Below are 12333 nucleotides of genomic sequence, written 5' to 3'. Positions count from 1 at the left end.
CGCCGCTCCCCGGCACCGTGGAGGCACACCACGAGAACACCTGGGGGACAGCATGAGCGAGAGCACCGATCACACCGGCCACACCGCCCGCCTCCGCACCGACGCCGCGCTGCGGCTCTCCGACGCCGACCGCGAGGCCGTCGCCGACCGGATCCGGGCGGCCGCCGCCGAGGGACGGCTGACCCTCGAGGAGGCCGACGAGCGCCAGCAGGCCGCCTACGCCGCGAAGGTCGAGGCGGACCTGATCCCGCTGACGGCCGACCTGCCGGCCCCGCCGCCCCCGCCGCCGGGCCTGCGGACCCTTCCGCCCGACGCCCGGCGCCGCCTGGTGATCCACGCCGGGATCGGCCTCGCCGTGGTCCTGCTGGTCCTGGTGCGCTGGATCGTCGGCCCGGTGTCGTTCTTCTGGCCGGGCGGGCCGATCTTCTGGATCGCCGTGAGCATCGCGGCGCACTACTGGTTCGCGACCCGCCGCCGATCCGGCACCACCTGACCTCGTGAGTAGCGATAGTCGCTCTGGCGACTATCGCCACTCACAGGGGTGGTTGTCCGTAGGTCCGCAGCTTCTCGCCGACGGCGGCCAGCTCGTCGTCGGCGAGGAGCGTGGGCTCCCCGAGCAGCCTGGCCTGGTGGTAGAGCCGGCACAGCCACTCCAGCGTGACGGCCCGGTCGTAGGCCCGCGCCAGCGTGTCGCCGCACGTCGTGGCGCCGTGGTTGCGCAGCAGCACCGCGCTGCGCCCCGCCATCGCCCGCACGCTCGCCTCGGCCAGCTCGACCGACCCGTACCGCTCGTACGGTGCGACCCGCACCGGCCCGCCCAGCTGCATGACCAGGTAGTGGATGCCGGGCAGCTCGTCGACCACCGTGGACAGCGCCGTCGCGTACAGCGGGTGCGTGTGGACGACGGCCCGCTCCGCCGTGCCCGCGTAGACGGCCAGGTGCATCGGCAGCTCGGACGAGGGCAGCGGTCCGTCCTCGACCGGGCGCCCGCCGAGATCGACCACGCACACCCCCGCCGGGGTCAGCGCGCCGTAGTCGACGCCGGTCGGCGTGATCGCGACGAGGTCCCCGCGCCGCTCGCTCACGTTGCCCGAGGTGCCGACCGTGAGCCCCGCGGCGGCCATCCGCCGGCAGCACTCCACGATCCGCACCCGCTCGTCCGCCAGCAGCACGCCGTCTCCTGTCACGCTCCGTCATCCGGTCCGGAGCGATGGTAACCGTCCGTGGTGCGGTGGGTACGCCGCTCGGCGCGCCGGGGGCCGGGCGAACGGCGGGATACGACCGTCCGTCGCGTGATCGACTCCGTCCGTCGGAACGCGAAGCGATCATGGTGGGACGGCCCGTCACCTGATCGTGGACCCGTCGTTCATCCGATCGTGCACAGCGCGTCGGAGTCCTCCCCGGTCCACGCCGCCGCCCCCGCCAACCGGTCGTGGGCTGCGTGATGGCGAACCACACCCTGCCCCCGCGGATCCGCCGGTCCGCCTCGCGCTCCGGGCGTTCGCGGTCCGGCCTCGTCCTCTGGGCCGGCTTCGGCGTCGTGGCCCTGCTGGCGATCGTCCTGGTCGTCGGGCTGCTGCTCGGCGGCGCCCCGTCGCCGGTCGCGCAGCAGGGCGGCACCGCCGCCGGCGCCGACCCGGTCGCCGCGGCCGTCGACCCGGCCTCGCTGCAGGAGAGCACCACCTACACCACCCTGCAGGGTGCCGTGCCCGACCCGGCGCCGCAGGAGACCACGGACGGCCGGGTCGCGCACCCGGTCCGCGAGACGGTGGTCCACGACGCGCCCGGCGGCACCCCGATCGCCCGCATGCCCGTGACGCAGATCGGCGACACGTGGCTCCCGGTGATCGCGCAGCAGGGGGAGTGGGCGCAGGTCCTGCTGCCCTCGCGGCCCAGCTCGTCGACGGGCTGGCTGCCGCTGGCCGACCTCGACGTGAAGACCACGCCGTACCGCATCGCCGTGCACCTGAACTCCATGAAGCTCGCCCTCTACGAGGACGGCGCGAAGCTCGCGGAGTGGACGGTCGGCATCGGCAAGCCCTCGGCGCCCACCCCCACCGGCCGCACCTTCCTGCTCGGCGCGTTCAGCGACGACCAGCAGCAGTACTCCCCGGTGATCCTGCCGCTGGGCACGCACAGCCCCACGCACGACACCTTCGGCGGCGGCCCGGGGACCGTCGCCATCCACACCTGGCCGACCGACGACGTGCTCGGCACCGCCACCAGCGACGGCTGCATCCGCGTCCCCGCGGACGCGCTGCGCCAGCTCACCGAGGTGCCCCTGGGCACGCTCGTGACGATCGACGAAGCATGATCCAGAAAGGGACCCGACGCGTGAAGACCTCCAAGTTCGCCGGTGCCGGTGCGGCCGCGGTGGGTGCGGCCACGGCCGCGGCGGTGCTGCTGCTGGGCTCCACCGCCGCCGCGGCCGAGCCGTCCGTGGACTCGTCCGCCTCCGTCTTCCGGACGGACGGCCTGCTGTCGATCAGCCCGAGCCCGTACGCCGAGTCCCGGGACGGCGAGCACGACCGGCAGAGCGTCGCCGACGTGACCGCGCTCCCGCTGCACGGCAAGCCCGGCATCGGCCTGTCCGCCCTGGTCGCCGAGGCCGAGGGTCACCGGGCCGAGGCGACCGTGGCGAAGGTGAACGTGCTCGACGTCCTCAAGGCCGAGGCGTTCCGGACCTGGTGCGACGGGGCGGACGGCGGGTCGGCCGGGGTCGACCTCGTCAACGCGTCGATCCTCGGGACACCGGTGAAGGCGCCCCTGGAGGAGGAGCGGTTCGACGTGTCCCCGCTCCTGCGGATCACGCTCAACCAGCAGGACCGCGACGACGACTCGATCACGGTCACCGGCTTCACCCTCACCCTGGTGCCGGGGCAGGACCGCGCGCGCGACCTCACCGACAAGGAGCAGGAGATCGCGCCCGACCTCGTCGGCCTGGTCACCGGGCAGCTGCCGGACCTGCGGAAGACCCCGCTGAAGACCGTCGACGACCTGCTCCGGGCGCTCTCGCCGAAGGGTGACCTGCTGAAGATCACCGTCGGGTCCGCGACCTGTGCGCTGGAGGCGGACGAGGAGCACGACGAGCCGGCGGTGAAGAAGCACGAGCCGGAGCCCGGCGAGGCGCCGCGGCCCGAGGTCGTGCAGAAGAACCTGCCCGTGACCGGCTGACGGGGGCCGGACGGGAGGTCGGGGGCCGGGCCCGCGCGTGGGGGACGCGCGGCCCCGGCCCGTGCCCGTGGGCAGCTCAGGTGTCGCGGGCGGCGTCGGATGCCGCGCGCTTGCGCCGCTTGCCCTCGTGCATCGCCTGCACCCGCGCGACGGGGATCGCGTGCCCCTCCTCGAGCAGGTCGGCCGGGAGCTCCTGCGGCGCGGCCAGCGCCTCGGTCCAGGTGGACCGGCCCGCCAGCAGGTCCGGCGCGGTGCGGAGGGTGAAGTCTGTGGGGGAGACCGCGTCGAGCTCGTCCCAGGCCAGCGGGAAGGACACCGGCAGGCCGGGGCGGATGCGCGGGCTGTAGGCGGCGACCACGGTCGCGCCGCCCGCGCGGGTGGAGTCGACGAAGACCTTGCCCTCGCGTTCCTCGCGGAGGAAGGCGGTGGTGGCGATGCCCGGGTCGAGCTTCTCGGTCCGCGCGGCGAGGGCGCGGGTGGCGGCCGCGGCGTCGTCGAACGGGGTCGGCGCGAGCGGGACGACGATGTGGACGCCCTTGGAGCCGCTCGTCTTGAGGGCCCCGGTGAGCCCGGCGCCGGCGAGCGCCTCGCGTACCAGGTGGGCCACCGCGACGACGGCGGGGAAGCCGGCGCCCTCCGGCGGGTCGAGGTCCAGTACGAGCTGCGACGCGTGCGACGCCCCGACCGTGAACAGGGCCGGGTGGTACTCCACGGCCCGCTGGTTGGCCAGCCAGAGCAGGGTCCGCTGGTCGTCGCAGAGCGCGTACCGGACCTCGCGGCCGGTCTGCGAGCGGATGACCGTGCTGCGCACCCAGTCCGGGGTGTAGCGGGGGAGGTTCTTCTGCATGAACGGTTCCTGGCCCGGCCGCACGCGGATCACCGAGAGCGGCCGGTCGGCCAGGACCGGGACCAGCCGGTCCGCGACGGCGTCGAGGTAGTCGACGAGGTCCCGCTTGGTCGCGTCGTCCCCGTCGACGAGCGGGGAGTCCAGGCTCGAGAGCGCGACGCCCGCCCGTTCCTCGCCCGCCGTCACGCCGGCCCCCTCATGAGCACCTCGTCATGCAGGCATCATGGCCCGGCGCGCGGCCGGGGTCACGCGGTGGCGCCCTCCGGGTGGACGGAGTGCTCCCCCTCCGCGAACTCCTCGACGATCTTCGCGCAGAAGGCGTCGAGGTCGCCGGGGTTGCGGCTGCTGACGAGCCCCTGGTCGGTGACGACCTCCTCGTCGACCGGGTTGCCGCCCGCGTTGCGGATGTCCGTCCGCAGGCTCGGGAACGACGTCAGCGTGCGGCCCTTCACCAGGTCCGCCTCGACCAGCGTCCACGGCCCGTGGCAGATCACGCCCACCGGCTTGCCGGCGGCGAACACGTCCTTGACGAACGTCAGCACGTCCTGGTCCATGCGCAGGCGGTCCGCGTTGACCGTCCCGCCCGGCATGATCAGCGCGTCGTAGTCCGACGCCGACACCTGCGACGCCAGCTTGTCGACCGGGTACACCCCGCTGGGCGAGATGTCGGAGTTCATCGACTGGATGGCGTCCTCGGAGATCGACACGATCTCGGTGGTGGCCCCGGCGTCCTCGACCGCCTTCCGCGGCTCGGTCAGCTCGACCTCCTCGACGCCGTCGGTCGCGAGGATCGCGACGCGCTTGCCGTCCAGTGCACCCATCGTGGCTCTCCTTCCGGCCGCGGTGCGCCCGCGGCCTCGTGGCGGCGATACCCGTACGGACGTCCGCTACACCCCGCACAGGGCGCCGCGGTGTGCCATGGTGGGGGCCACGCACGTTGAGCAGGCAGCGTCGCAGCCGCCCCCGCGAGCCGCGGGACCACCGACGAAGGGGTCGACGTGCGCACCTCCGCCGAACCGTGCAGCGAACCGGTGATGGCCCTGTTGCGAGTGAAGGCGCCGGCCGACGTGGACCCGCACGTCCTGGAGGCCGCCCTCACCCGTGCCCTCTGCACGGACGCCGACCGCCCGCTCACCGCCGAGCTGGAGTGGGTCCCGGCCTGGCGGCCCGCCCCGCGCGCCGCGAAGCGGCGGTTCGTGTTCGTCGCCGTGCTGCGCGGGTCGCGGCACAAGGGGGCCGAGGAGCTGGCCGCGGCCGCGGAGCGCTCGGCGAAGCGGGCGCTGAAGCGGATGTTCGGCAAGTCCACCAGCGCGAAGGCGCGACCTGCCGCGGATCCGGAGGTCGCGACCTTCTGGTGTGCCTTCCGCGGCACCCCGCACAAGGTCACCGCCTGACGGCGCGGGCCCTCAGGCCGGTTGCTCGGCGAGCCGGTGCGGGTCGGTCCGCAGCCCGTCGCGCACCAGCCGGGGCAGCGCCCGCCGGTGCCGGACCAGCTGCGCCACGCCGAGCAGCGCATACACCCCGGAGAGCACCAGCGACACGGTGTGCACGGTCTCGGTCGGCAGCGAGATCGACGTCGCGAACTGGATCGCGAACAGGACGACGAGCGCCAGCGCGCCGCGCCAGGTCAGCCCGAGCGTGACCAGCAGGCTCACCGCGAAGAAGGACTGTGTACCGGTGAGCAGCAGCTCGACGCGCTGCTGGTCGTCGAGGGGCAGGCCGTGCAGCGAGCCCGACGCGATCGCGAACACCAGCGGGAGTGTTCCCACCAGCAGCGTCCACTGGTTGACCTTGCTGGAGAGCAGCGTGCCGAGCGAGTCGCCCGCCTTGAGCCGCTTCGCGTACAGGCAGGCGACGATCAGCTCGGGGGCCTCGCTCGCCAGCGGCGCCACCCACTGGACCAGCACGAACCGGTCGACACCCAGCTCGGACCCGGTCTGCACCAGGCCGTCGGCGAAGTGCTCGGCCGTGGCCAGGATGATCAGCGCGGCGATGACGAAGAGCGCTCCGTAGATCCAGCGCCGGGACACGGCGGGGCGTTCGGCGACCCACTTCGCGCTGCCGTGCAGGTCGGGTTCCTCCGCGGGGAACCGGGCGAGGCGGATCGCGTAGGCGACGAACACGGCGACGAGCACGAGCGTGTCGATCAGCGTGAGGGTGCTGCGCAGGGGGAGCGAGAGCGAGTAGAGGGTGGCGACGCCGAGGAACACGACCTCGGCGGACAGGGTGCGCGGGAGCCGCACCCCGGCGCGGTCGCCCTCGTGCCCGCCGCCGTCGTCGTCCCGGCGGCCCCGCTTGCGCGCGGCGAGGATCGCGACCAGCACGACCAGCGGCCAGCCGATGCCGACCAGCACCCGGTTCGCGCCGGTCATGTTGGCCAGCGCCAGCGAGCAGGGGTTGCTGCCGCCGGGATCGGGCGCGCAGTGGCCCTCGGCGGCGAAGATCTCGCCCGCCCGCATGGTGAAGACGAAGTCGACGGCGTACTCGGGAAGCACCGCGAGCAGGGCCAGGATCGCGAGCGCGAGGCCGGCGCTCATGTCGACCTGTGCGGCCTCGCCGGCCCAGGACAGCACGAACGCGGCACCGACGATCGCCAGCCCGTAGACGGCGACGGCGGCGGGGGCGGGGAGCTCGGGGTGCGGGAGCCCGAGGAGGCTCGCCGCGCCCAGGTAGAGGCCGGGGAGCGCGACGACGACCGCGGCCGTCAGGGCCAGGGGCGGACGCCGCCCGGGGGAGTTCGAACGCGCCACGGGTCAGCGCCCGGCCACCGGGACGAGCACGACCGGGCAGCGGGCGTGCTCGGTGCACCGCCGCGCGACGTCGTCGAGCCGGCCGCCGATGTGCCCCAGCACCAGCAGCTGGGCCGCCGTCGCGTGCGCGAGCAGCACGGTCGCGGGATCGCCGCGCTCCGCCACGGTCCGCACCTCCACCTCGTCGCCCGTGGCCCCGAGGGCCTCGTCCAACCAGCCCTCGTGGTCCTCGGCGAGGGGGACGACGTCGACGACCACGTCCCGCGTCCGGGCCTCGGCCACCGCCCAGCGCAGGGCGGCGCGGGACTGCGGCGAACCGTCGAGCCCGACGACCAGGGCCCCGAACGGCGTCTCCGGTGCGGGCGTCGCCAGGGTCTCCGGCGGGGCGTCGGGGCGCAGGGCGTCGTGCCGGTCGCGGGGATGGAACCCGGTCTGCGGGTCGTGCTCCTCGCGGCGCCCCGGGACGTTGCCCGGGTCCGACAGGGTCGGGATCATCGCGCTCTCCTGCGGCGTTCGGTGGGCGTTCGGCGGGGCGGTGGGTCAGTCGGACGGCTCGGCACCGGGCCCGTCCGGGGCGTCGCCGCCCGGCTCGACGTCCTGGCGGTGGGCCGGGCGGGGGTCCTCCTCCTCGTCCCGGCGCTGGTCGACGCGGTGCCCGACCACCTCCTCCTCGAGCCGGTCGACCGTCTCCTCGGTGCGGGTGGGGTCGGTGGGGTCGGGGGCGTCGGCGGGGTTCTCGGGCCGCTCGGTCATCGCGTGCCTCCGTTCGTCGGGGTGGGGAAGCGCGGCGGGCCGGTCGGCCCACCGGGGTAGGTGCCGGGCCCGCGGCGGCCCCGCCTGCGGCGTTCGCGGCGGGTCGCGGCGGCGGTGCCCTCGGGGTACCCGGCCTTGATCGCCCGGTGCTCCGCGGCGGCCTCGACGAACGCCAGGGAGTAGAGCAGGCCGATCACCGTGCCCATCACGACGGCGGTGGCGCGGATCGCCGGGGAACCCGGGACCAGCAGGTACAGGGCCACGCCGAAGGGCGCGATCTGCACGACGGACCGGACCAGGTGCCGCAGCACCCAGGTGGGGGCGGTGACGTCGTGCAGCACCCAGGTCCGGTGCCGGGCGGGGAGCCCGGCGCCGAACGCGTAGGCCAGCCAGCGCAGGGGGCCGGGGCGCACGATCTCGGTCATCGCACGGGGTACCCGGTGCGGGCGCCCCGAACCGCCGCGGGCTCAGGCGGCGAGCTCGGCATGGACGGTCTTCCCGGGGTCGTCGGCGTCGTGCAGCTCGTAACCCCAGTCCCGGCACACCGCCTGCACCACGAGCAGTCCGCGGCCCCGGGAGGATCTCGGGTCCATCCCGCGCGGCTCCGGTACCTCCCGGCACCCGTCCCGGACGAACACGTGCAGCACCCCGGGCTCGCGGTGCAGCGTGATCTCGAAGGGCGTGCCGGCGTGGTCGACGACGTTCGCGACCAGCTCGGTCACGACGAGCAGCACGTCCTCGGCGGTCTCGCCCTCCACGCGCCACGCCTCGAGCACCGGTCCGAGCCTCCGGCGCACGCCCGCCGGCGCATCGGGAGCGGGACCGTAGCTCCAGCACACGTGGCCGCCGGCGGCGTCGCCCTCCGTGGTCGCCGTCCCGATCGAGGTCATCCCGCACCCCCTCTCCCCGTCGTCACCACCGTTCGGTCGGGGGCGTACCCCCTCGGCCCCCGCGACATACGCACCGGCCGCGATCGACTTGACACGGCGTGCCACCGGCCCATCGCGCTCACCCGATCGTGTGAAACGGACGAAAGCGGGTACAGGGGAGGGGCACCGGCCGAGGCGGGAGGAGCGACGGATGTCCGTGGCGGCGACGGTCACCGACGAGACCGAGGACTGGAACACCCGGCACCGGGCCGAGGGTCCGCTGAACCGTGCGGACCGCAACTTCGCGGAGCTGCTGCAGGAGCTCCGCGTGGTGTTCACCGGCGTGCAGATCCTGTTCGGCTTCCTGCTCACGATGTCGCTGAGCGAGCGGTTCAAGGAGCTCGACGCAATGCAGCACGCCCTGTTCGTCGCCACCCTCGCCGGCGCGGCGGCGTCGTCGACGCTGATCGTGGCACCCGTCGCCGCGCACCGGATCCTCTTCCAGCGCAACCGCAAGCGCGAGCTCGTCCGGGCCGGGCACCGGCTGGCCATGGCCGGGCTGGGCAGCCTGGCACTGACGCTGGCCGCCGGACTGATGCTCGTCCTGGACATCGCGGTCGGACGGCTCGCGGGGATCGTCGGCACGGCCGCCCTGCTGGGCGCCACGGTGGTGCTGTGGGTGCTCTTCCCGCTGTACCTGCGCCGGGACGCGCGCGCCGCCCCCGCCCTGGCGGATCCGGAGGCCTGATCCGCGGTTCGCGGGTTTCCGCGGCACGGCCCGAGGTATCCGCCTCCCATGTCCACCAACGTTCTGGAGAGCATCGACGTCGAGGTCCCGGTCAGCACCGCGTACAACCAGTGGACGCAGTTCGAGTCGTTCCCCCGCTTCATGGGCGGCGTGGAGCGCATCGAGCAGCTCGACGACACGCGGACGCACTGGGTCACGAAGATCGCCGGGGTCCAGCGCGAGTTCGACGCGGAGGTCACCGAGCAGCACCCCGACGAGCGCGTGGCGTGGAAGTCGGTGACCGGCCCGCAGCAGGCCGGCGCCGTGACCTTCCACCGCATCGACGAGACCCACACGCGGGTCACCCTGCAGCTCGACTTCGAGCCCGAGGGCGTGGTCGAGAAGGCCGGTGACGCGCTCGGCATCGTCGGTAAGCAGGCGAAGGGCGATCTGAGCCGTTTCAAGGAGTTCATCGAGTCGCGCGGTGCCGAGGAGGGTGCCTGGCGCGGCGACGTGAACCGCGCGCCGCAGCAGGGGGAGACCCCGCCGCCTCCGGCCTGACGCACGCACGAGTTCGACGGCCCGTCCCGTGTGGACGGGCCGTCCGCGTTCTCGGCGTGTGGCCGGCGGCGGCGCGGGGTACGTGCCCGGCATGAGCGGCACGAAGAAGTCCGACCGCAAGCCCGCCGAGCTCGGCGACGACCTGCCGGGCGCCCTGAAGCTCGCGTACAAGCCGGTCGGCCTGGTGTCCGGCATGATCGGCGGGCTGATCGCCGGGCAGGTGTTCGCCCTGGTGTGGAAGCGGGTCTCCAACGAGCCGGAGACCCCGCAGCCGCTGTCGCGCGACTACGGGACCAAGGAGGTCCTGATCGCGGCGACGCTGCAGGGCGCGATCTTCGGCCTGATCAAGACGGCGGTCGACCGGTACGGCATGAAGGCCTACCACCGGTTCGTCGACAAGCCGCGCCCGGCGACGCGCTGACCCGACCGGCACGACGCGGCCCGCCCGGTGACACACACCGGGCGGGCCGCGTCGTCGTCACCGGGGCCGGGGCCGGGGTCAGACGACCTCGTTGAGCTTCCCCGTCGAGACGTCGAAGACGAACCCGCGCACCGAGTCCTTGCGCGGGACGAAGGGGTTGCTCCTGATCCGCGCGACGGACTGGCGTACGTCGTCGTCCAGGTCGGCGAAGGCCTCGGCGGACCACTGCGGCGTGATGCCGGTGTCGTCCTGGATCGACTTCCTGAAGTCGTCGTCGGTGAAGGTCAGCATGCCGCAGTCGGTGTGGTGGATGAGGATGATCTCCTCGGTGCCGAGCAGGCGCTGGCTGATGGCCAGGGAGCGGATCTCGTCGTCCGTCACGACGCCGCCGGCGTTGCGGATGACGTGCGCCTCGCCCTCGTTGAGGCCGAGGATGCGGTAGACGTCCAGGCGGGCGTCCATGCAGGCCACGACGGCGACCTTCTTGGCGGGCGGCAGGGGGAGCGGGCCGGAGAAGGTCTCGGCGTAGCGGGCGTTGTTGGCGAGCAGGTCGTCCGTCACGGACATGGGGTCTCCAGGGTTCGGCGGTGCTGTCGGCGGGGTCGCGGAGCTCGTATCCGCGACCGGGACACGAGACGGCCGCGCGGCGGCCGGCACTGCCCGGAGCGGGCAGGGGCGCCTACGCGGCCCGGGGACAGAACTCGTCGAACTGGCACACGCGGCGGCTCGGCCAGAAGAACTCGAGCCGCATGCGCATCACGCGATGAGTCAACCGCACCGGGAGGAGGCCCGGCAACCCGCTGCGTCCCACCCGTTCGGGCCGGTCAGGGGGCCGTGTCGCCCCGCCGCCACCACCGGACCCGGGCGTCCTTCCGGTCGGCCGGGGCGACGGCCGGGCCGGGCCCGCCCGGCGGCGAGGACCCGCGGACGTCGGGCCGCTGTCGGCGTGCTCCGTGCCGGTCTCGGCGACCGCGGTCCGGCCGTAGTGCCGCGCCACCAGCCCCGTCGACAACCCGTGGATCACGATGCTCGCGACGACGGTGACCACGGTGACGGCGAGCACGAAGTCCTTCTGCGGCCCGGCCAGGTCGATGAACGCGAGCATGCCGAACACCAGGGTCGCGATGCCCCGGGGCCCTGCCCACCCGAGGACGAGCCGGTCCTTCGCCGAGACGTCCGTACGGATCAGGGCCAGGACGACCGGCAGCATCCGGGCCACGGTCAGCGCCAGCAGCGCGTACAGCACGACCTGCCAGGTGATGGCCCCGCCGGCGAGGGTCTGGTTGACGATCGCACCGAAGATGAACCACAGCGCCAGCGAGAGGAGCGTGCCGACGTCCTCGACGAGGTGCAGGGTCCCGGGCGGCAGCCGGCGGGCCGCCGGCTCGAAGAACACGCCGGCGACGAACGCCGCGACGAAGCCGTTCCCCTCGACGAGGGCTGCGGCGCCGTAGGCGAGCAGCGGCAGCGCGAGCACCCCGATCCGCAGCGCGGACGACTGGGTCCAGCCGGAGTCGAGCGCCCGGTGCAGCACCCGCGCGGCCGCGGCACCGACGACCGCACCGGCGAGGATGGCCATGGCCAGTGACGGGAGGGCGTGCACCGCGGCGTCGGCCAGCCCCTCGCCGCCGACGGCGGTGGCCCCCGCGAGGGCGAACAGGAAGACCGGGGCGATGAGGCCGTCGTTGAGGCCGCTCTCGGCGTTGATCACCTGCCGCAGCCGCTCCGGGATCCGCCGGTCCCGGACGACGGCGATGGCGGGCGCGAGGTCGACCGGCATCACGACGGTGGCGAGCACGAGGAGGAGCCACCCGCCGGCGCCTTCGAAGAGGACCGCGCCCCCGAACCACGCCACCACCAGCGAGAGGGGGAGGGCGATCAGGAGGAGCCGCAGGGTGAGCCGCGGCTGTCGGCCCAGGATGCCGCCGGGGATCTCCGTGGCGTCGGTGAACAGCAGGATCGCCAGGATGCCCTCGACGACGTGCTCCGCCGACTCGATCTCGACGTCGAAGATGAACACGGGGTTCGGCCCCGCCGTGAGCGCGACGCCCGCGGCGAGCATCGCGAACGGCATCGTGACGCTGAACCGCGCGAGCCTGCCGGCGACGAGCGCCCAGGCGAGCAGGATCAGCATGATGACGACGAGCGCGAGCATCGGTCCCCCAGGCGTCGGCCCACCGGCGTTCGCCGGGAGTGTGGCACCCGGCTGTTCGTGGCTCCACGGCCCGGCG

At 74.1% G+C, this 12333-nt stretch carries 17 protein-coding genes; 7 read left to right on the top strand and 10 right to left on the bottom strand.

Translation table 11 applies throughout. From position 1 onward, the window contains the following. Nucleotides 1-52: 52 nt before the first annotated feature. Complete coding sequence (locus PKE99_RS29105) at nt 53-493, top strand: DUF1707 SHOCT-like domain-containing protein (RefSeq protein WP_051738037.1); 441 nt, start codon at nt 53-55, stop codon at nt 491-493. 40 nt (nt 494-533) lie between these two features. On the opposite strand, the gene PKE99_RS29100 is transcribed toward PKE99_RS29105, so the two are convergent. Continuing rightward, nucleotides 534-1172 carry a class II aldolase/adducin family protein gene (locus tag PKE99_RS29100; protein ID WP_037051104.1) on the bottom strand — a complete coding sequence of 213 codons (639 nt, stop codon included), beginning with the start codon at nt 1170-1172 and terminating at the stop codon, nt 534-536. Nucleotides 1173-1444: 272 nt separating this feature from the next. Here PKE99_RS29100 and PKE99_RS29095 point away from each other — a divergent pair, with 272 nt between their 5' ends. Continuing rightward, complete coding sequence (locus PKE99_RS29095; RefSeq protein ID WP_156067967.1) at nt 1445-2314, top strand: L,D-transpeptidase; 870 nt, start codon at nt 1445-1447, stop codon at nt 2312-2314. Between the two features lie 20 nt (nt 2315-2334). Beyond that, nucleotides 2335-3174 carry a hypothetical protein gene (locus PKE99_RS29090; RefSeq protein WP_037051102.1) on the top strand — a complete coding sequence of 280 codons (840 nt, stop codon included), beginning with the start codon at nt 2335-2337 and terminating at the stop codon, nt 3172-3174. 76 nt (nt 3175-3250) lie between these two features. Here the strand turns inward: PKE99_RS29090 and PKE99_RS29085 are convergent, their stop codons facing one another. After that, complete coding sequence (locus PKE99_RS29085) at nt 3251-4207, bottom strand: DNA polymerase domain-containing protein (RefSeq protein ID WP_037051094.1); 957 nt, start codon at nt 4205-4207, stop codon at nt 3251-3253. A 59-nt stretch (nt 4208-4266) separates the two neighbouring features. Beyond that, nucleotides 4267-4842, bottom strand: coding sequence for a type 1 glutamine amidotransferase domain-containing protein (locus PKE99_RS29080; protein ID WP_037051092.1), 576 nt, complete (start codon nt 4840-4842; stop codon nt 4267-4269). Nucleotides 4843-5055: 213 nt separating this feature from the next. On the opposite strand from PKE99_RS29080, the gene PKE99_RS29075 reads away from it, so the two are divergent. Next, on the top strand, nt 5056-5415 hold the full coding sequence (locus PKE99_RS29075; RefSeq protein ID WP_156067965.1) for a hypothetical protein: 360 nt from the start codon (nt 5056-5058) through the stop codon (nt 5413-5415). 12 nt (nt 5416-5427) lie between these two features. Here PKE99_RS29075 and PKE99_RS29070 read toward each other — a convergent pair whose 3' ends face one another. Genes PKE99_RS29070 through PKE99_RS29050 form a run of 5 tightly spaced genes read right to left on the bottom strand, consistent with a single transcriptional unit; the run spans nt 5428 to nt 8414 of the window. Then, nucleotides 5428-6771, bottom strand: coding sequence for a calcium:cation antiporter family protein (locus tag PKE99_RS29070; RefSeq protein ID WP_037051088.1), 1344 nt, complete (start codon nt 6769-6771; stop codon nt 5428-5430). Between the two features lie 3 nt (nt 6772-6774). Continuing rightward, nucleotides 6775-7266 (bottom strand): universal stress protein, encoded by a 492-nt coding sequence (locus PKE99_RS29065; RefSeq protein ID WP_037051083.1) that lies wholly within the window; start codon nt 7264-7266, stop codon nt 6775-6777. 45 nt (nt 7267-7311) lie between these two features. After that, nucleotides 7312-7524, bottom strand: coding sequence for a hypothetical protein (locus PKE99_RS29060; protein WP_037051082.1), 213 nt, complete (start codon nt 7522-7524; stop codon nt 7312-7314). Beyond that, complete coding sequence (locus PKE99_RS29055) at nt 7521-7949, bottom strand: DUF5313 family protein (RefSeq protein WP_051738035.1); 429 nt, start codon at nt 7947-7949, stop codon at nt 7521-7523. Before PKE99_RS29055 ends, PKE99_RS29060 begins: the two co-directional genes overlap by 4 nt. Nucleotides 7950-7991: 42 nt before the next feature. Next, a complete protein-coding gene (locus PKE99_RS29050) occupies nt 7992-8414 on the bottom strand; it encodes an ATP-binding protein (RefSeq protein ID WP_051738034.1) in 423 nt (140 codons plus the stop codon). A 190-nt stretch (nt 8415-8604) separates the two neighbouring features. On the opposite strand from PKE99_RS29050, the gene PKE99_RS29045 reads away from it, so the two are divergent. The 3 genes from PKE99_RS29045 (at nt 8605) to PKE99_RS29035 (ending at nt 10102) form a co-directional block, all read left to right on the top strand. Next, the gene (locus PKE99_RS29045; protein ID WP_037051081.1) at nt 8605-9141 is read left to right on the top strand and encodes a DUF6328 family protein; all 537 of its coding nucleotides are present in this window, start codon (nt 8605-8607) and stop codon (nt 9139-9141) included. Between the two features lie 48 nt (nt 9142-9189). Then, nucleotides 9190-9681, top strand: a complete 492-nt coding sequence (locus PKE99_RS29040) for an SRPBCC family protein (protein ID WP_037051079.1) — start codon at nt 9190-9192, stop codon at nt 9679-9681. Between the two features lie 91 nt (nt 9682-9772). Further along, nucleotides 9773-10102 (top strand): DUF4235 domain-containing protein, encoded by a 330-nt coding sequence (locus PKE99_RS29035; RefSeq protein WP_197040806.1) that lies wholly within the window; start codon nt 9773-9775, stop codon nt 10100-10102. A 78-nt stretch (nt 10103-10180) separates the two neighbouring features. Here PKE99_RS29035 and PKE99_RS29030 read toward each other — a convergent pair whose 3' ends face one another. Both PKE99_RS29030 and PKE99_RS29025 read right to left on the bottom strand, forming a co-directional pair. Further along, entirely contained in the window at nt 10181-10669 is a 489-nt protein-coding gene (locus PKE99_RS29030; RefSeq protein ID WP_037051078.1) for a beta-class carbonic anhydrase, read from the bottom strand. A 112-nt stretch (nt 10670-10781) separates the two neighbouring features. Beyond that, entirely contained in the window at nt 10782-12257 is a 1476-nt protein-coding gene (locus PKE99_RS29025) for a cation:proton antiporter (protein WP_081924584.1), read from the bottom strand. Between the last annotated feature and the right edge of the window lie 76 nt (nt 12258-12333).

It is taken from the genome of Pseudonocardia halophobica (genome assembly GCF_027922425.1).
Lineage (GTDB): Bacteria > Actinomycetota > Actinomycetes > Mycobacteriales > Pseudonocardiaceae > Pseudonocardia > Pseudonocardia halophobica.
This window is presented reverse-complemented; position numbering and strand designations above follow the sequence as displayed.